General features: G+C 65.1%; 17 protein-coding genes and 1 pseudogene. 3 read left to right on the forward strand and 15 right to left on the reverse strand.

The genetic code is table 11. The features are described from left to right. Nucleotides 1-2 precede the first annotated feature (2 nt). Entirely contained in the window at nucleotides 3-419 is a 417-nt protein-coding gene (locus AC5Y4F_RS04140; protein WP_067940026.1) for a DUF5313 domain-containing protein, read from the reverse strand. 21 nt (nucleotides 420-440) lie between these two features. After that, nucleotides 441-935: a MarR family winged helix-turn-helix transcriptional regulator gene (locus tag AC5Y4F_RS04145; protein ID WP_067940028.1), complete on the reverse strand. Its 495-nt coding sequence runs from the start codon at nucleotides 933-935 to the stop codon at nucleotides 441-443. A gap of 85 nt (nucleotides 936-1020) precedes the next feature. On the opposite strand from AC5Y4F_RS04145, the gene AC5Y4F_RS04150 reads away from it, so the two are divergent. After that, nucleotides 1021-1860: an SDR family NAD(P)-dependent oxidoreductase gene (locus tag AC5Y4F_RS04150; RefSeq protein WP_499995252.1), complete on the forward strand. Its 840-nt coding sequence runs from the start codon at nucleotides 1021-1023 to the stop codon at nucleotides 1858-1860. Here AC5Y4F_RS04150 and AC5Y4F_RS04155 read toward each other — a convergent pair. From AC5Y4F_RS04155 to AC5Y4F_RS04200, 10 genes and pseudogenes are all read right to left on the reverse strand, one after another. Then, nucleotides 1857-2666, reverse strand: coding sequence for an SDR family NAD(P)-dependent oxidoreductase (locus AC5Y4F_RS04155; RefSeq protein ID WP_067940032.1), 810 nt, complete (start codon nucleotides 2664-2666; stop codon nucleotides 1857-1859). The two genes, AC5Y4F_RS04150 and AC5Y4F_RS04155, sit on opposite strands and share 4 nt — an antisense overlap. Nucleotides 2667-2672: 6 nt before the next feature. After that, nucleotides 2673-5102: a CaiB/BaiF CoA transferase family protein gene (locus tag AC5Y4F_RS04160; RefSeq protein WP_499995255.1), complete on the reverse strand. Its 2430-nt coding sequence runs from the start codon at nucleotides 5100-5102 to the stop codon at nucleotides 2673-2675. Continuing rightward, nucleotides 5102-5928: pseudogene (locus AC5Y4F_RS04165) on the reverse strand (enoyl-CoA hydratase/isomerase family protein). The gene AC5Y4F_RS04160 and the pseudogene AC5Y4F_RS04165 overlap by 1 nt, the downstream one beginning before the upstream one ends. Before the next feature lie 2 nt (nucleotides 5929-5930). Continuing rightward, complete coding sequence (locus AC5Y4F_RS04170; protein WP_499995256.1) at nucleotides 5931-7058, reverse strand: M24 family metallopeptidase; 1128 nt, start codon at nucleotides 7056-7058, stop codon at nucleotides 5931-5933. Continuing rightward, nucleotides 7048-8292: a M24 family metallopeptidase gene (locus tag AC5Y4F_RS04175; RefSeq protein WP_067940038.1), complete on the reverse strand. Its 1245-nt coding sequence runs from the start codon at nucleotides 8290-8292 to the stop codon at nucleotides 7048-7050. Before AC5Y4F_RS04175 ends, AC5Y4F_RS04170 begins: the two co-directional genes overlap by 11 nt. Beyond that, a complete protein-coding gene (locus AC5Y4F_RS04180) occupies nucleotides 8292-9353 on the reverse strand; it encodes an amidohydrolase family protein (RefSeq protein ID WP_499995772.1) in 1062 nt (353 codons plus the stop codon). Before AC5Y4F_RS04180 ends, AC5Y4F_RS04175 begins: the two co-directional genes overlap by 1 nt. A gap of 152 nt (nucleotides 9354-9505) precedes the next feature. Further along, nucleotides 9506-10750, reverse strand: a complete 1245-nt coding sequence (locus AC5Y4F_RS04185; protein WP_067940042.1) for a cytochrome P450 — start codon at nucleotides 10748-10750, stop codon at nucleotides 9506-9508. A gap of 1 nt (nucleotide 10751) precedes the next feature. Then, nucleotides 10752-10946, reverse strand: a complete 195-nt coding sequence (locus AC5Y4F_RS04190; protein ID WP_007777468.1) for a ferredoxin — start codon at nucleotides 10944-10946, stop codon at nucleotides 10752-10754. Nucleotides 10947-10957: 11 nt separating this feature from the next. Next, nucleotides 10958-11623 carry a TetR/AcrR family transcriptional regulator gene (locus AC5Y4F_RS04195; RefSeq protein ID WP_067940044.1) on the reverse strand — a complete coding sequence of 222 codons (666 nt, stop codon included), beginning with the start codon at nucleotides 11621-11623 and terminating at the stop codon, nucleotides 10958-10960. A gap of 131 nt (nucleotides 11624-11754) precedes the next feature. Beyond that, nucleotides 11755-12561: an SDR family NAD(P)-dependent oxidoreductase gene (locus AC5Y4F_RS04200; RefSeq protein ID WP_067940046.1), complete on the reverse strand. Its 807-nt coding sequence runs from the start codon at nucleotides 12559-12561 to the stop codon at nucleotides 11755-11757. Nucleotides 12562-12732: 171 nt separating this feature from the next. Here AC5Y4F_RS04200 and AC5Y4F_RS04205 point away from each other — a divergent pair, with 171 nt between their 5' ends. After that, nucleotides 12733-13500 (forward strand): SDR family oxidoreductase, encoded by a 768-nt coding sequence (locus AC5Y4F_RS04205; RefSeq protein WP_499995261.1) that lies wholly within the window; start codon nucleotides 12733-12735, stop codon nucleotides 13498-13500. A gap of 266 nt (nucleotides 13501-13766) precedes the next feature. Then, entirely contained in the window at nucleotides 13767-15314 is a 1548-nt protein-coding gene (locus AC5Y4F_RS04210) for a multicopper oxidase family protein (protein ID WP_499995773.1), read from the forward strand. Nucleotides 15315-15318: 4 nt separating this feature from the next. On the opposite strand, the gene AC5Y4F_RS04215 is transcribed toward AC5Y4F_RS04210, so the two are convergent. Genes AC5Y4F_RS04215 through AC5Y4F_RS04225 form a run of 3 tightly spaced genes read right to left on the reverse strand, consistent with a single transcriptional unit; the run spans nucleotide 15319 to nucleotide 17941 of the window. After that, nucleotides 15319-16137, reverse strand: coding sequence for an alpha/beta fold hydrolase (locus AC5Y4F_RS04215; RefSeq protein WP_499995263.1), 819 nt, complete (start codon nucleotides 16135-16137; stop codon nucleotides 15319-15321). After that, nucleotides 16134-17126, reverse strand: a complete 993-nt coding sequence (locus tag AC5Y4F_RS04220; protein ID WP_067940050.1) for a cyclase family protein — start codon at nucleotides 17124-17126, stop codon at nucleotides 16134-16136. The genes AC5Y4F_RS04215 and AC5Y4F_RS04220 overlap by 4 nt, the downstream gene beginning before the upstream one ends. Next, nucleotides 17114-17941, reverse strand: coding sequence for a coniferyl-alcohol dehydrogenase (locus AC5Y4F_RS04225; RefSeq protein WP_067940052.1), 828 nt, complete (start codon nucleotides 17939-17941; stop codon nucleotides 17114-17116). Before AC5Y4F_RS04225 ends, AC5Y4F_RS04220 begins: the two co-directional genes overlap by 13 nt. Between the last annotated feature and the right edge of the window lie 20 nt (nucleotides 17942-17961).

Genomic DNA, 17961 nt, shown 5'->3' on the forward strand with positions numbered 1-17961 from the left:
CGCTAGAAAGGGCTGCTATTCGACTGCCATTCGGCCGATTCGGGTCGCGGCCCGTAGCGGGCGATGTAGTCCTCGTGCATCCTCGCCTGTTTGCGGCGGGCGATCACGTCGACCAGGTTCGGGTCCAATCCATGGACTGCCAGCCGGTGCCGGCGCCAGACCTTGTTCAGCGCAAGGGTTATCAGCAACGCCCAGATGTAGAGCGGCGCGGTCATCTCCGTGTGCACGTAGAGCGAAGCGGGCAGCAGCCAGAATGGGGCAAGGACCAGCAGGGGCGGGATCGCCCACCTGATCATGTGCCGGCGGATGGCCCCCTCGCCGGCCAGATCTCGTGCCACCCAACTGCGCATCGAGTCGGGCAACCGCCGGCCGTAGGAATAGCCGATCCGCTGCCAGAGATTGGGTTTTGCGTCGGTCATGGTGGGCTCCTTAGGGTGATGTCAGGCATGCAATGCGTTGGCCGCGACGGCGGCGGCGTTGATGCGGGTAAGGATCTGATGGAGGTTCTCGAGTTCGGTCAGTTCGACCCCCAGACGTGCCACGACAGCCGGCGGGATCGCAAGTGCCCTCTCCCGCAAGGTGATTCCACGCTGCGTGAGCATCACGTCGGTGGTGCGCTCGTCGGCCGCATTCTTGGCGCGGGTGATCAGCCCCTGCCCCTCCAAACGCTTGAGCATGGGCGACATCGTGGCGGAATCCATCTGCAGCGCGGCGGCGATCTGCTTGACCGACAACGGGAAACGGTCCGCCGCGGGGGTTTTGCGGTGGTGGTCCCACAGTGCCAGCATCACCAGATATTGCGGATGGGTCAGGCCGAGCGGCTCCAAGAGGGGCCTATACACCGCCAGGACCGCGCGGTTGGTCGTCGCCAACGCGAAACACACCTGGTGTTCGAGGGCCAACGGATCGATGTCGCGCGCAGTGGGTGCGGCCATATTTATATTGTGCCCTAATAGTTAGCGGCCTATCCACATGATGTCTCTCACACCGGTCCCGCGGCGAGTAATACGCTCGGCAGCTATGGACGATTTCGCGGGACGCGGGGCAGTGATCACCGGCGGTGCAAGCGGCATCGGTTTGGCCACCGCCACCGAATTCGCCCGCCGCGGCGCGCGCCTGGTGCTGGCCGACGTCGATCAGTCCGCTTTGGAACGGGCGGTGGCGCACCTTGAATCCGAGGGGTTCGAGGCGCACGGGGTGGCGTGCGACGTGCGACACCTCGATCAAATGGTTCACCTGGCGGATGAGTCCTTCCGGCTGCTGGGTCAGGTCGATGTCGTGTTCAGCAACGCCGGCATCGTCGTGGCGGGACCGCTCGCGACGATGACGCACGAAGACTGGCGCTGGGTGATCGACATCGATCTGTGGGGTTCGATCCATGCCGTCGAGGCGTTCGTGCCGAAGTTGATCGAGCAGGGCAGGGGCGGCCGCATCGCGTTCACCGCTTCCTTTGCCGGGCTGGTGCCCAACGCCGGGCTCGGGGCGTACGGTGTCGCCAAGTATGGGGTCGTCGGGCTGGCCGAAACGTTGGCCCGGGAACTCAAGGACAACGGCATCGGCGTCTCGGTGCTCTGCCCGATGGTCATCGAAACCGGATTGGTCGCGAACTCGGAAAGAATTCGCGCCGCCGATGACGGGCTCGCGTCAGCGCCCGACCTGGCGAGCGGGTTCGGACAGCTTCCGCCGACGCAGGATGACGCAGTGTCAGTCGATGACGTGGCCCGGCTCACCGCCGACGCGATTGCGGCCAACCGCTTGTACATCCTGCCGCACGAAGCGGCCCGGGCCTCGGTCAAGCGCAGGTTTGAGCGCATCGATCGCACCTTCGATCAACAGGCCGCCGAAGGGTGGAAACACTAGTCGGACGGGCCCAGCCGGTAGGCCCCGGTCCGCCGGTCGTGGTACCAGCCGCCGGCGGCGTGGGTGCCGCCGTCGACGTGTAGCGTCTGCCCGGTGAGATAGACCGACATGTCGGACGCCAGAAAGACCGCGGCGCCGGCGATTTCGTCGACATGGCCGGGACGTCCGAGCGGCACGATATTGCCCATGGCCGTCGTCGCTGCGTCGCTGTTGAGCGCGGCGAGGCCTTCGGTGAGGGTGATGTCGGGCGCTATCGCGTTGACCCGGATACCGTAAGACGCCAATTCCAGTGCCGCGGTTTTGGTGTAGTTGATCACGCCGGCCTTGGCCGCCGCGTACGCGGCGTAGCCCGGGGCGGCGCGCACGCCCTCGATCGACGTCACCGAAACAATGCTGCCGCCAACGCCGCCGGTAACCAATTGCCGGGCCACTCGCTGGGTGCAGAGCAGCACGTGTCGCAGGTTCGCCTTATATAATGCGTCCCAGCCGTTTTCGCTGGTTTCGAGCAACGGCGAGGGAAAGGCACCCCCGGCGTTGTTGATCAGAATCGTGGGCGTGCCGAGTTCGGCCGTGGTCCGCTGCAACGCGGCGTCGACCTGCTCGCTGTCCCGGACATCGCTTACGATTCCCAGCGCACCGATGGATGCGGCCGCCTGCGCGCAGGTCTGCGGGTCGCGCTCCCAGATCGCCACCCGGGCACCGAATGCCGCCAACCCGGCTGCGATTCCGCGCCCGATGCCCGCTCCCCCGCCCGTCACGACCGCGACACGATCGGTGAGCAAAATGTTCGAGGGGTCGATTGCCATGGTCGGTCAGCTCCTCGCGCGCATGGCCGGTGTGCGGCCGATCACGCCGTCGGATTCCAGCCCGGCGATGTCCGAGTCGGACAAACCCAGACCGGACAGCAGTTCATGGTTGTGCTGCCCCAGCAGCGGCGCAGGCTCAGTGTGGAATTCATGGGGCCCGGCTGAGAACCTCATCGGCACGGTGCTGAGCCTGGCCGGACCGTTGACCGGATGGTCGACCTCCTCGAAGAAACCCCGGAACGCCAACTGGTCCAGTTCAGCTTGACGGTGCGGTTGCATGACCTTGGCCACCGGCACGCCGGCGTCCCACAGGGTCTTGACGATCTCGTCGCGGCTGCGGTGCCCGCACCACGCACCGAGTTCCTCATCGATGAATTCCTGGTGCGTGCGCCGGCCGGCGTCGGTTGAGAGCCTGGGATCCGTTGCCCAGGACGGCGATCCGAGGGCACGGCATAAACCGTCCCACTGGCCATCGGTAGCCACCGCGATGGCCACCCAGCAATCAAGCCGGCCGAATTCGTCGATGTCGGCGCTGAGGTAGAGGTTCTGCGGCGCGGCGGTCGGCCCCCGGTTGCCCGCGCGCTGCAGCAGGGCCCCGTACGCCGAGTACTCGATGACCTGCTCGGCGGAGATGCTGAGTGCGGCGTCGACCATCGCCGCTTCGACAAACACGCCTTCGCCCGTACGGCGTCGGTGCTCGAGCGCGAGCAGTATCGCGTTGAGCGCGTGCACTCCGGCGCATGCGTCGCCGATCGAATACGGGTCATACGGCGTGCGATCCGGATAGCCGGTAAGCCAACTCAGGCCGGACGCCGATTCGATGACGTAGGCGAATGCCGGGTTGTCGCGCCACGGGCCGTCGAGGCCGAAGCCAGGCATCCGCACCAACACCGTGTCCGACCGAATCGATTGAATGGTGCAGAAATCCAGCCCGATCTGGTCCAGTACCCGCGGCGTAAAATTCTCCACGATCACATCACACGTCGCGATGAGCTCACGCAGCAATTCGCGGCCGCGCGTAGTCTGTAGGTCGAGGGTCAAACCTTTCTTACTGGTGTTGAGTGCCTCGAAGATCGGCGACTTCTCCCACCACTTCTCCTCGGTGATCGGTATGCCGGCGATCATCCGGGTGCCATCCGGGCGGCGGGTGGATTCGACGTGGATGACCTCGGCACCGAGCAAGGCCAAAGCATGGGTACAGCAGGGTCCCGCCCAGAAGGTCGTCATGTCCAAAACCCGAAGTCCGCTCAGCGGCAGCGCTTTCGCTACACCGTCCGGCGCCGGTCGCACCGAAAGTTTCTCGTCGCGGTAATACTCGGTGTGCTCTCCCAGCCGCGGCGCCGGTTGCGGCGGGCGCAACTGCGCGGGCCGCATCCGATACGGGTGACTCGGTTGCATGAAGCCCTCGCGCGGATTACGCACAAAGGCGCCACGTTGCATGAACTGATCGAAGGACGTGGCGTTGGCGCCGCTGGCGACCGGCGCGTTGGGAATGCGGAACGCCGAGGCCAGTTCCCGAATTTCGTCGACCGGTGTGCCGGCTAACCAGGAAAAGATTTCGTCGGCATGGATGTTGGCCTGCTCGGTGATCGACAGCGGCGATTCCTCATCGATCCACTCGGGATGGCCCACCATCGCGCACAAGTCGAACCATTGCTGCGCGGTCCCGCAGCCGAGGCTCACCAGGCCATCCTTGGCCTGAGCCACTCCCGGAATCGTGGGCCGCCGCATTTCTCGCCATGGCCGGCCGAGCACCTCGAAATAGGAAACCGGGTAGTAGGTGAGGCAGAGGATCTGTGTCTCCAGCATCGAGAGGTCCACCAGTTCGCCCGTACCGCCGTCGATTCGACGCCATCGCGATGCCAAGGTGGCCGCGCTTGCGTAGGCACCCGTCAGGTATTCGCCGACCTGGCCGCCGACGAAGACAGGCGGACGCTCCTGCTCGCCGCGGCCAAGCCCGACGATCCCTCCCGACCATGCTTGCAGGGTGAACTCGGTCGCCGGGAGGTCGTGCCACGGACCTTCCAACCCGAACGGCGTGATCGCGGTGACGGTGAGATGCGGATGGCGATCCCGGATGACGTGTGGTGAGAAATCCGGATGCTCAGCCACATTCGAGCCGGCCGACCATACGGCCGCGTCGGCGGAAGCCAGGAGCCGGTCCGCCAGTTCGGTGTCGGCGTCCTTGTCAGGATCGACCACGACGCTGTGCTTTGCCCCCGCCAAAAAGCTGAACAACGCGCCGTCTGCGCCAGCCGGGATGGCCGCACCCGAAGCCGACCACCTACGCAACGGATCGCCCTGTGGCGATTCGACTTTCACGACATCAGCGCCGGCGTCGGCGAGCAACTTGGTGCAGTATGCGCCGGCTATACCGGTGGACAGGTCGATGACGGTATAGCCACTCAGCGGCGCTTCGACGCGGTGTCGCGCCACTATTTCTTTCTCTTCGCTTTGGCGCCGTTGTCGGCACGGGCCTTCTTGCGGGCTTTGTTGCTCAGCCGCCATTCGGCGGGGAACTTATGGTCGTTGTCCTTGACCGCATCGCCCAGGCCCCGTTTCATCGCGTCGTCGAGCATCGACTCGTCGGCGACATCCGGGCGCACGCTACCGCCCATCGACTCGAAGACGCCGCTGAGCATGCTGCCCAGGTATTCACCCTGAAACTGCTTCATGATCTCGAAGAAGACCTTCTGCATGAAAACCGTGTCCGTGGGCCGGTTACTGGCGCAGGCCGGCGCGTATTTCTCCACCTCTGCCTCGAGTTGATCCCGGGGAACCACGCTGTTGAGGAAGTTGCAGTCATACATCTCGGCGGCGGTGAAAGCCCGTCCGGTGAACACCATTTCCTGAAACTTCCGGATGCCCATGGTCTGTGCCCACCACCACATGCGGGGACCCCATCCGTAATACCGAAACGATGGATGTCCAAACAGCGCATCGTCGCTGGAAATGACCAGGTCGGCGTCGGCGGCCTGGTAAAAGTGCCAGCCATAGCAGTAGCCCTTGGCCTCCAGGATGCTGATCTTCTTGAAATCCTGCAGCCCGCGGATGCCCGAATTCGGGTTGGCATACCACTGGCCGAGGGTGGCGCCGCTGCGAAACGAACCTCGCGGGGTATATCCGCGTACCGCAGGCGCGCGGCGATCGTCGGCGCATTGAGATAACCTGGCCGGTCGAATGTGATCGTGGCGATCCGCGTCGCAGCGTCTTTGTGATACCGAATGATCTCTTCGGCTGCCGGCTCCGAGGGCTCGGGCATGGCTAGGGCTGCCAGAACGGGCTCGCGGTAAGCACTTCGGCGCCGGCCGCGGTGACCAGGACCGCTTCTCGCCCGAATACCGCGCCGACACCTTCTTCCCACACGTACGCCGTCACGGCCAGCGCCATTCCCGGCTCCAGGCGTTCCTCGGCGGCGGTGGTGAGCAAGTGCTTGGAAACGACGGGTGGATCGAACCCCATGCCCAGGCCGCGGGCAACCGGCATCGGTGGCTCGGGCTCACCCGCAGCGTGGTAGGCGGCAAGCAATTCGTTAGCTCCCGCGCCGGGCCGGCAGGCGGCGAACAGCTTGTCCCACAAGCGTTCCCAACGCGCATGCAGGCTCGCTGCACCGTTGGGCGCACGCCGGTTGTCGCCGGGCCAGGTCCGGCCCACTTCGCCGACGTAGCCTCCCGCCAGCACTCCGGCCGAAAACGCCACCAGATCGCCGTCGCGGATACGACCATCGCCGTGGGCGCGCCGCCACGGGTGCTTGCGTGACGTCACCCATGCGACATCTTGATTCGACGGCGTGCTCACGCCGCCGGCCGCGGAGGCCTCTAGCAAGACGCCGGCCAGCGCCTGTTCGCTAATCCCCGGCCGCAATTCGGAAACCGCCGCCGCCAGCGCCGACTCGGCCACCGCGACGGACTCCCGCAGCGCAGCGATCTCCTCGTCCGTCTTGATGCGGCGCGCGGCCCGCATGGCCAGCTCGCCGTCGACCAGCTGCGCGTTGGGAAACGCCGTCGGCAGGAGTTGCGCGAAAACCGGTGATAGCGCGTCGGTTCCGACGCGCCGTGCGGTGGCCGCCCCGTCGATGTGCTGCAGGGCAGCTATCGTGTTCATCGGGTTCCACGAGATGCCGTAGAGGTTCTCGTGGGGGATGTCTTCGGGAACACCCTCGTCCCAGGTGCTGAGGAGGTGCACGGCCCCGCTCTCACGCATCAGCACGCAGGTTGGGCCAAAGGGCCGAGTGCCGGCGACCCACAGTTGCGGAGCCCCGGTGACGTACCGAACGTTGGCTTGCCGGCCGAGCACCAGGACGTCGAGATCGTGCGCCGCCATCTGGGCCAGCGCCCGCTGGCGGCGGCCAGAGCGCAGCGTGCGTTCGTCGGGCAGGACCTCAGTTGCCATAGGGGTCATAGGGGTAGTCGGTCAAACGGATCCAGCCTTCCTCGGTGATCACCAGGACCTCTTCGCTGCGGTAGCCGCCGGTGCCGTCCTCCCACACCACCGGCTCCAGCACCAGCACCATGCCGGATTGCAGAACGAAATTCTCGTCGAACTCCTGACCGAGATCGGTTCCGATCATCGGCATCTCGGCGGCGTTGACGCCGATTCCATGGCCGAGGTAGAAATGCGGCAGCCACGGCTTGGTGCCGCGATTGGCTTTGATGGCGGCCCGGCCCAGATCTGCCGCCGTGGCACCGGCCTTGGCGACGCCGAGCACCGCTCCCATGATCTCGAACCATTTGTCGAACTGCGCCTGCTGGCGCGGGGACGGATCCCGCCCGACGATCCAGGTGCGCCCGAAGTCGGAACAGTAGCCCTGATAGGTGATGCTGACGTCGGTCCACAGCACGTCGCCTTCGGCCAGCTCGCGCTCGGTGGTCAGCAGCGGCAGCGCCAAATCGCCGTGCGTGGTCCACACTCCCTCGGCTTTGCTCGGTGGCATCACCTGCCAGATCGGCTCGAGCATGCTGGCCGTGGCGCCCAGTTCGAAGGCGCGGCGCAAAAAGCTTGCCGACAAATCGATCTGACGGATGCCGGGGGCCAGGCGTTTCTGCACCTCGACCATCGCCTCATCGGTGATCCGGATCGCGGTGCGCATGCAGGACAATTCGTCCGGCGTCTTCACCGACTTGGCGGCGCTGACGATGGCCGCGGCGTCGACGGGTGCACCACCCGGGAACATGAGCTTCGTGGCGCGCGACATGGCGCCGGTCAATTCGTCGACCGCGACGACCGCTTCGGCCGGAATGAGATCGGTCATTTGACGCGCGAAATGCTGGACACCCTCGTCGAATTCGAGATAGACGGGCCCGTGCAGGTGATCGGCGGGCAAGTCCGTTTCCTGCGCGGCTCCCTCTCGGAAGGGCAGGAACAAGTGCGGCCATTCGTCGTCGGCGAGCACCACGGCCACCGGCCGTTCGACGTAGGACAATCCGGCGTCGCCGAGAGGCCAGCTGGCCCCGGTGGCATAGACCACCGCGTTGTTGCCCAACAGGATCATCGCGCCGACACCCCGCTCGGTCATCGCCGAACGCAGCCGGGACCCCGTCTCTCGGCGCAGGCGAGTCAGGTCGGGCGTTTCCGGTATCACCAGTCCGCTACCGGTGTTGGAGCCAAGTTGTGCGAACGTCGCCACTACAAGCCCAGGAACTTCGTGACGTTGTCGCTGACGATCTTCACCGCATCGTCTCGACCCACAGCATCGACGACGGCTTTCAGTGATTTCTCGGAATAGCCGTAAGTGCTTTCGTTGTGTGGATAGTCACTGGACCACATCACCTTGTCGACCCCGATCCCGTCGATCAGCTGGAGACCGAGCGGGTCGACCATGAACGACGCGCTCATGTGGTTGTCCCAGTAGTGGCGCACGTCGTGTTGCAGCGGCCGGTTGAACATGTGCTGGTAGGAGGCGACCAAGTGCTCGGCGTCCTGCAGCGCCCACGGCACCCAGGAGATTCCGCCTTCGAACCAGCCGATCCGCAATCCGGGGTGGTCGTCAAGAATCCCGCCAAAGATGTACTTGGAGAACGTCTCCCGGAATCCGTCGATGTTGATCATCATGCCGACCACGACGCTGTTGAACTCGGTCGGGCTTTTCGGCGGTGTTTCCCCGATGTGGTGCGCGACGGGAAGTTCGGCGGCCTCGATCTCGTCCCACACCGGCCTCATGGAAGTGCTGGAGTAGTCGATCGGGTTGCCGTCGTCGCCCTTGCCGGGATTCAACGGCATCAAGAAGGTCTTGAGCCCCAACGACTTCAGCTCTTCCAGGGTCTTGCGGGTGCCTTGCGGGTCCCACCAGTTGATCAGGCCGGCTCCGTAGAAGTGGCCGTTCGAGCGCTCCTGGAGCTCGGCGATGTATTCGTTGTAGATACGGAAGGCGAGCTCGCGAAGCTGTTTGTCCGGGTAGTGAAACAGCGCCAGCACCGCGTTGGGGAAAGCCAGTTCCTTCTCGACGCCGTCGTCGTGCAGCTCTTGGATCCGGGCGTCGATGTTGGTGCTCGCGGCACCGGGCAGGTCGTCGTACTGCATCAGCACGGCGCTGAAGTCTCCCGGCAGGAAGGACTGTCCCTTGCGGCCGACTTGGTAGGCGCCATCCTCGTACCAGATCCGCGGCGCCTTGTCCTTCAGGTCGTCCGGAAAGCGTTGATAGAAGATGTCATCCGCCAGCGAGATGTGGTTGTCCGCCGAGAAGACCACGGTCCCCTGCGGCAAGCCGACATCGCTGTCCGCGGCGTGCCCACGCCGATCCTTTGGAGCGCCATAACCTCCGGGCGGGTAGAGCGTGCCTGTCTGAGTCGTCATCGTTGACCCTCCGTTCGGTTCCGCATTTCAGTAGGTAGCGAGCCGGGCTACCAGGTCACCGGCAGTTCGTAGACGCCGTAGGCGAGTCGGTCGTCCTTGAACGGAACCTCCTCGATCGGAATGGCAAGTTGCAGTGTGGGAATGCGCTGGGCCAGGGTGTGGAACACGATCTGCAGTTCGGCGCGGGCGAGTTGCTGACCCACACACTGATGCCGACCGTAGCCGAATGCGACGTTGCGGTCCGCGCCCGACCGATGCAGGTACAGTCGCTCCGGTTCGGCGAACGCGTCGGGATCCCAGTTGGCCGGGGCGAGATCGATGATGATGCCCTCGCCGGCACGGATCGTCTCGCCGGCGATGTGAATGTCCTCCAGCGCGACGCGGCGTTGACCGTTTTGGATGATGCTGAGATAACGCAGCAGCTCCTCCACGGCGCTTGCGATGACCTTCGGATCTTCGGCGTCGCGGATGACGGCCAGTTGGTCTGGGTTTTCCAGCAGCGCGAGCACCCCGAGGCCAATCATGTTGGAGGTGGTCTCATGCCCGGCGATCAGCAGCCCGGTGCCCAGCTGGGCGGCCTCCTTCACGCTTAGCTCGCCGGCCTTCACCCGCTCGGCGAGGTCGGAAACTGCATCCTCGGCCGGATTCTTGATCTTGGCCTCGACCAACTGGGCGAGGTATTTGTTGAGATTCATCGCGCCTTTGACGGTGTCTGCACCGGTGGCGTAACGCGCGAGGCCGATGTTGGCATGGTGCTGGAACATGTCGGCGTCTTCATAGGGAACGCCAAGCAGCTGGCTGATCACCAGCGAGGGCACCGGCAGCGCCAGCGCGGTGACGATGTCGGCGGGCTGCGGTCCGGCGAGTATCGAGTCGATGTGGTCGTCGGTGATCTTCTGGATGGTCGGGCGCAGGTTTTCGACGCGCTTGAACGTGAAGGGCTTCGACAACATGCGCCGGAACCGGGTGTGCTCCTCACCGTCGGAGGTGAAGACCGACCGCGGGCGCTTGTGCACCGTGGACAGCATGCCTTCGTTCCAGTGCGGGAATCCGGGCTGCCGGTCGTCGACGCTGACCCGGGAATCCGAGAACAGCTCGCGCACCTGCTCGTAGCCGGTGATGAGCCACGGTGTGCTGCCGTCCCAGATCCGGACCCTGGACAGCGGCCTGGCTTTCGCCAGCGCCATCACGTCCGGTGGCGGCGCGAACGGGCAGCGCGGCTCCCTGGCCATCGGGTAGTCCGGGATATCGGAGGTCTGCGCTGTTGCGGTACTCACCAGTGTGTCTGACATGTCATTCCTCGATGTGGATGGCAAGCGCGGGGCAGGCCGCCGCCGCCCGCCGCGCGCCTTCGGCCTGCTCGGGTGTCGGATTGGGGTTGAGGAGGACGACGACGCCGTCGTCATCGCGCTGATCGAACACTTCGGGCGCATTCATTACGCAGTTCCCCGAAGAAGCGCAAACATCTTGGTCGACAGTCACCTTCATCCGCGAGTCCTTCACTCGTACGCCGTCACGGGCGCCAGCCACAAACCCACGATCGCGTCGATGAGCCCGGACGCCGCAGCCCGCCATGAACGATGAGACGTCAATGAGCCTGTCGCGAAAGCGCGTTCACGATCCGCGCAGGTGTGCATCAACAGGTTTCGGGCCATGATGTTGCGTTCGAAATGCACATCGGCCGGCAGGTTAGGGAGGCAGCGGTTGAAGCCGTCCACCACCTGCACCAGCGACGGCGAGCTGAGCGCGCCCTTGACGATGATGTTGTAGTAGGCCGGATCGGTCATGGCCTGCGCAGCGAACCGCGCGTACCACGTCGGGTTTCCGAGCTGCTCCAGGTGATCGGTGAGCGGACGCACCAAACAGGCCACCCAGGAACGCAATTCGTCGGACTCCCCCGACGCCAGCAGGTCGGACACCATCTGTTCGCGGAGTTGCTCAACGGGTCCGCGGTGCTTGTGCTCGATCGCACGCACCAGGTCGGCCTTGGTGCCGAAGTGGTAACCGACGGCGGCATTGTTGCCCTGTCCCGCAGCCTCGCTGACCTGCCGGTTGGACACCGCGAACATGCCGTGCTCGGCGTACAGCCGCTCGGCGGCCACCAGGATCGCCTCCTGGGTGGAACTGGCCCGCTCGGTGCGCACGGTCCGGCCGACGGTGGTCATCGGATCAGTCAACCCCCTACCCAGGGTTTAAGTCAAGCGATTGATTTAAATTGTGCACCGAGTATGCTGCGGCCTCGGCCGTGTCTAGGCCGGACGCGACCTCATCGTCAGGCTGGAGCCGTGCGGCGACGTCAGCCGTGCTTCTTGGATCGGATCGGCTTGCCCGCCACCGTCCCGCCGTCGACCGGGAGCACCGTGCCGGTGACATAGCGCGAGCGGTCGGTGGCGAAGTACAGCGCGGCTTCGGCGACGTCGTCGGGAGTGCCCTCGCGCTTCAGCGGCCGATCCTCCCGCATCGTTTCGCGGATCCGCGCCTCGAACTGCTTGAGCTGTTCGGGGTCCATGCCGGTTCCCGATTTCCCCAAGATCGGCGTCGGTATGTTGCCGGGCGCGATGGCGTTGACCCGAATCTCGTGGTGCGCCAGCTCGATTGCCGCGGCCTTGGTGAATTGGATGACGGCCGCTTTGGACGCGCGATAGGTCATCACGCCGCCGCCGGCCTGAATGCCGCCGATCGAGGTGATGTTGATGATCGACCCGCCCCCGTGTTCGGCCATGTGCCGTGCGGCATCTCGGGTTCCCGCCATCACGCCCAACACGTTGACCCCCATCACGCGGTGGAAATCGCCGAGGTCGTCGTCCAGCAGCCTGCGCAGCGGGCTGGAAATCCCGGCGTTGTTCACCATGACGTGTAGGCCGCCGAACTTCTCGACGGCACCAGACACCAGCGCTCCCACCTGTCCGGGGTCGGAGACGTCGGTCTGCCGGAAGACGGCGTTGACCCCGAGCGACTTCGCAAGGGCCTCGCCGCGATCGGTCTCGACGTCGGCGATGACGACCTGTGCACCCTCGGCCACAAAGCGCTCCGCGAGACCGCGGCCGATGCCGGACGCCGCGCCGGTGACGATGACGACCTTGCCGTCCAATTCGTTAGCCACACGACGAGTTAATCGGCGCCTGCCGCGTTAAGTCAAGCAATTGATTTAACGACGCCGCGGGCCTCGTCCGCGGCGATCGTTTGGCCGCTACCTAGCCGGGGTTCCGCCCCGTCGACGTCTAGGCCATGCTGGGAAGGCCAGTTCGTCGGGAAACTTGGGAAAGGCGTGATCATGAAGGTGTTGGTAATCGGTGGCAGCGGGTTGATCGGGTCACAGGTCGTCGCCAATCTCACCGAGCTGGGACACGACGCGGTCCCAGCATCGCCAAGGACGGGTGTCAATAGCGTGACCGGCGAAGGTGTTGCCGAAGCGGTCGCCGGCGTCCACACGGTCGTGGACGTGTCCAACTCCCCGTCCTGGGCCGACGACGACGTCCTGAACTTCTTCACCACCTCTACCCGCAACCTGCTGGACGCGGAGCGGACCGCGGGCGTGCAGCATCATGTCGCCCTATCGATCGTGGGCGCCGACCGGGCGGCCGAAAGCGGATACATGCGAGCCAAGATTGCGCAGGAAAAAACGATCGTGGAATCGGGGGCGCCGTACTCGATCGTGCGGGCAACGCAGTTCTTCGAATTCGTTGACGGCATTGCTGATTCGTTCACCGAGGGTGATACCGTTCGCGCGCCGCATGGGGCGTTCCAGCCCATTGCCGCCGCGGATGTGGCCCTGGCGGTCACGCGTGCAGCATCGGGCGATCCCGTCAATGGAGTGATCAATATCGCCGGTCCCGAAAAGCATGGTATGGACGACTTCATCCGGACCCGCTTCGCGGCGACGGGTGATGCCCGCACGGTGGTGACGGACAACGGCGCCCGTTATTACGGTGCCGTGCTCGATGATCGCAGCATCGTTCCCATCGACGGCGAAGAACTGGTCGTCTACCCCACGACCTTCAGCGACTGGATGGCCGCGCAGGCACGCAGCGGTGCCCAATAGAAGCTCCTCGGGAAAAGACTCCTTGATGGGGCGCGGCTCGGCCCACCGACCTTCGCGCACACAAAAATATCGGCGTCATCCACGCGCCGTTCGGAACGTACGCATGCGCCGCGCGATGCTCGCGAAGCCTAGCGCGCGCGGTTGCGCTCCGCCTAGCATCCAAGCACAAGGACGTTGGGGTGAGCCAAAGACGAGGAGCGCCGATTGCCGTGCAACCCACAAGTGGCGGTCCCTTCGGCGGAACTCGGCTCACCAGACGCGGTTTCATGGCTGCCGGCTTCGCCGGCGGGTTGGCGCTGACAGCGTGCAGCCAAACCAAGCCGGAACCGTCGGGCAGTGCCCGAATGGCCGCGGCCATCGCCGAGGCCGAGTCCGCCCGACCGCACAGTGGCCGAACCGTCACCGCCAAGCTGGCGCCCCAGCAGGCCGAGGTCGACCTGGGCGGGCCGGTCATTCGCACGCTGGCCTACGGCAACAGCATCCCGGGCCCGGTGATCCGTGCCAGCATCGGTGACGAGGTCGTGGTGTCGGTGTCGAACGGACTCGACCATCCTACGTCGGTGCATTGGCACGGCGTCTCCCTGCGCAACGACATGGACGGCGCAGAACCTGCGACACCCGACATCGCACCCGGCCACGACTTCACCTACCGGTTCTCCGTACCGAATTCGGGTACCTACTGGGCACACCCGCACACTGGCCTGGACACAGACACCGGTCTGTATCTGCCGGTCATCGTCGACGACCCGACCGAGGGCAACTACGACGCCGAATGGATCGTCGTCCTTGATGATTGGACCGATGGCGTCGGTAAGAGTCCTCAGCAGCTCTACGGCGAACTGAGCAACCCGAACAAACCCCCGCAGACCACGCCCGAAACGACGACTTCGACAACCGAGACATCCCCCACGACGACGACCGAGACGAGCGAGACGACGTCGACCAGCCCGGCCAGCTCGACCAGCCCGGCACCGCCGCCCCCGGCGGCGAGGGGCGGTACCAGCGATCTCCTCGGCGGCGACGCCGGCGACATCGCCTACCCCTACTATCTGATTAATGGCCGAATCCCGGCTTCTCCCATCACGTTTAACGCCAAACCCGGCCAACGCATCCGCATCCGCTTGATCAACACCGCCTCCGACACCACCTTCCGGGTCGCACTCGCCGGCCACCCGATGACCGTGACGCACACCGACGGCTACCCCGTCGTTCCCACACAAGTCGATGCGCTGCTGATCGGGATGGCCGAACGCTACGACGTCATCGTGACCGCCGCGGACGGCGTCTTCCCACTGGTCGCCCTCGCCGAGGGCAAGAACGGCCTGGCACGCGGGTTGCTCGCTACGGCCGCGGGCGGTGCGCCAGACCCGCAGTTCCAGCCGGGCGAGCTCACCAAGCGGGTGGGAACCATCGAGATGTTCACCGCGACAACACCGGTCAACCTAGGACGTCCCGATCCCGGCCTCAACCTGCCGGTCGTGCTGGGCGGCAACATGATGCAGTACAACTGGACGATCAACGGGGAGCCCTACGCAAAGACCAATCCTCTGCACGTCCAGCAGGGCCAACGGCCCACCATCACGTTCGACAACACCACGATGATGTATCACCCGATTCATCTGCACGGGCATACGTTCCAAGTGATCAGGGCCGACGGCAGCCCGGGCGCGCGCAAGGACACCGTTATGGTGCTGCCGAAGCAGAGGCTCGTTGCGGTTCTCGTCGCCGACAATCCCGGAACCTGGGTCATGCACTGCCACAACACCTATCACCAGGTAGCCGGAATGATGACCCGGGTGGACTACGCCTTCTGACGTTTCAGAGCCCGCCCAGAAAATCCATCAGCAGCTGGTTGACCGCCGAGGGCCGCTCAATCTGGGGGCAGTGTCCGGCCTTGTCGATTACAACCGAGCGGGCCCCATCGATCTGCTTGGCGATCTCGGCAGCCCAGCCGGCCGGTAGGAGCTTGTCCTCGCCACCTTCGACGACAAGTGTTGGCACGCCGATGTTCTCGTAGGCTCGCGCGGGCAATGGGGTCGCGGCCTGTGTGGCGCCGGGACGGCGGAACCGGGCGGCGGCGACGGCCTCCCATGCCCCCGGCGCGGTGCTCGATTCGTAACGGCGGCACACATAGGCGTCGTCGGCGGGGTAGCCGGAGTCGAAGAACAGCGCTTCGACAATGCGGCGCATCGCCGGCAGCGTTGCGTCGTAGTTCTGTAGCGCCTCGAAGTGCTGGTTCTGCTGGATCTCCCCGCCGCCGCAGATGATCACCAGGCTGCGCGCTGGTAGCAGCGGTGTGCCCGACGTGGCGTCGGTGAGCAGGTTGATGGCTCCCATCGAATTGCCGACGAAGTGCGCCGAGTCGACACCGACCAGCTCGCAAAACCGCGCCACGTGCCGAATCCGCATGCCGCGGCCGTCGACGAAGTCAATGACCTTGGCGGATTCCCCGAACCCCAACTGGTCCGGCGCCAGGACCCGGTGTCGCGCGGCAAGCGCTTCGATGTTGCGTTCCCAGCCGAGCTCGGCGCCCGCACCGAACTCCCCGCCGTGCAGCAACACTACCGGGTCCCCGTCGCCCGCTTCCAAATAGCTGGTGGTCAGTCCGTCCACCGTGATGGTCTTACGCAGCCTCATTTGATCGCGATCGGGTTCACCGGTGAGCCCACTGCCCCAACGACTCTCAGCGGTGGGGCGATGAGCTGGAACTCGTAGACGCCGTCGGCGGCGCAGTCTTCGGCCAGCGCGGTGAGATCCCAGTACTCGCCGAACATCAGCCCCATGTCGCGCAGGCAGAGCAGATGCAAGGGAAAGGTAAGCCCCTCGACGCCCGAAACCAGGTCTTCGACTTGGAGGTTGTCCGCCGCGACGGCGGCGATCTCGTGGTCGTGCAGCCACTGGGCGCATCGCCAGTCCAACCCGGAATAGCCTTCTGTCTTGTTGCCGGTCATGAGAAACCTTGCCCACCAGCCGGTTCGGATCAGCACGATGTCGCCTCGGCCGATCGTCACCCCCTGCGCGCGCACCACGTCATCCAGTTCTTCCGGTGAGATTGGGTTTCCGGCTTCCAGGAAGACATCCGCGTTCCGGTGACGAACCAGGTCCAGTAGTACGCCCCGTGACGTGATGCCCTTGCCGTCGACCTTGTCGATGCCGCAGCGATAGGCCCCCAGGCTGGTCACCGAATCGGCCGGGAAGCCGTTGTAGAGGTGGCCGTCGTAGTAGACGTGAGACAACGCGTCCCACTGGCTGGCCGCCTGCAACGGCATGATGATGATGTCGTCGTTGAAGCGGAAGGGGTTGTCTGCGGTCATGTAACCGCTCAGCTGCTGGGCCACCAGGTTACTCGGCCAGTCGGACCCGTACCGAGCAAGGGTGTTCACATCGCCGCCGTCCACGGTCATTACGTGAATGGGATTGTGCCGAAACCCGAAGGCGCCCTGTGGACCGGACGCACCGAAGTCCACGCCCAACGGGAACACCTTTCCGTGGCGGACCAGGCTTGCGGCTTGGGCCACCTTTTCCGCGGTGATGAAGTTCAGGGTGCCCAGCTCGTCGGCGTCTCCCCACCGGCCCCAGTTGCTGACGTCGCGAGCGACCCGCCGAAAGTCGGTCATACCGGCCACGGTGCGTGTCCTTCCTCGAGTTCTCGCGCGATCGACGCACCCACATTGCCGCCGTCGACCCATACCACCTGGCCCGAAATGTAGCTGGCGGCACGGCTATTCAAAAAGACTAGAACGGCGGCTTGTTCGGCCGGGCCGGAAACACGGCCCAACGGCTTGGGAATGTCGTCGAGAAAGCCCTGCCCGTATGCCGTGCGCAGCTGGTCCAGGATCGGGGTCTCGGTGACTCCGGGACCGGTGCAGTTGATGCGAATTCCCCGTGCGCCCAACAGGGTGGCGCGGCGCATGGTGTAGAGGATGACCGCTTCCTTGGACAACTGATAGCCGGTGCCGAGCGCATCGGGATGCGCAGCGCACCACTCGATACCCTCCTGCATCGTCGCGGTACCCAGTAGCGGCGCCACGTCCCGCAGATGCTCCCGATACGCGGCCGCCGCGAGCGATGACACGCTGACAATGGCAGACCCCGCGACCATTTTCGGGACCAGCGCCTCGGTGGCATGGCGCAGCCCCAAGAAATTGATGGTCACCACCAGCGGCGCATCGCCGATCCCGGACGACACGCCCGCAACATTGAACAGCGCGTCGACTTGCCCGGTCACCGCCGCCACCGCCGACTCGATCGATGTCTGATCGGCCAGGTCGACCTCATGAAATTCGTCGATTGTGAAGTCTGGTCGCCGCTTGTCCAACCCGATGACTTCGGCCCCAAGCTCGGTGAGCTGCCTCACCACGTGTTCGCCTATGCCCGAAGCACATCCGGTCACCACCGCACGGCTTCCGTCGTAGCGCCACAGCTCGTCGATCGCTCCCAAGGCTCGCCTCGAAATTCTTC

The organism is Mycobacterium sp. NGS56 (genome assembly GCF_059812425.1).

Bases quoted from the DNA above. Each gene is read 5' to 3' on its own strand.
- AC5Y4F_RS04195 (WP_067940044.1), bottom strand. From the start codon at position 11,623: ATGACCACCGTCGGCCGGACCGTGCGCACCGAGCGGGCCAGTTCCACC.
- AC5Y4F_RS04190 (WP_007777468.1), bottom strand. From the start codon at position 10,946: ATGAAGGTGACTGTCGACCAAGATGTTTGCGCTTCTTCGGGGAACTGC.
- AC5Y4F_RS04155 (WP_067940032.1), bottom strand. From the start codon at position 2,666: ATGGCAATCGACCCCTCGAACATTTTGCTCACCGATCGTGTCGCGGTC.
- AC5Y4F_RS04210 (WP_499995773.1), top strand. From the start codon at position 13,767: ATGGCTGCCGGCTTCGCCGGCGGGTTGGCGCTGACAGCGTGCAGCCAA.
- AC5Y4F_RS04150 (WP_499995252.1), top strand. From the start codon at position 1,021: ATGGACGATTTCGCGGGACGCGGGGCAGTGATCACCGGCGGTGCAAGC.
- AC5Y4F_RS04185 (WP_067940042.1), bottom strand. From the start codon at position 10,750: ATGTCAGACACACTGGTGAGTACCGCAACAGCGCAGACCTCCGATATC.
- AC5Y4F_RS04205 (WP_499995261.1), top strand. From the start codon at position 12,733: ATGAAGGTGTTGGTAATCGGTGGCAGCGGGTTGATCGGGTCACAGGTC.
- AC5Y4F_RS04170 (WP_499995256.1), bottom strand. From the start codon at position 7,058: ATGGCAACTGAGGTCCTGCCCGACGAACGCACGCTGCGCTCTGGCCGC.
- AC5Y4F_RS04140 (WP_067940026.1), bottom strand. From the start codon at position 419: ATGACCGACGCAAAACCCAATCTCTGGCAGCGGATCGGCTATTCCTAC.
- AC5Y4F_RS04145 (WP_067940028.1), bottom strand. From the start codon at position 935: ATGGCCGCACCCACTGCGCGCGACATCGATCCGTTGGCCCTCGAACAC.
- AC5Y4F_RS04215 (WP_499995263.1), bottom strand. From the start codon at position 16,137: ATGAGGCTGCGTAAGACCATCACGGTGGACGGACTGACCACCAGCTAT.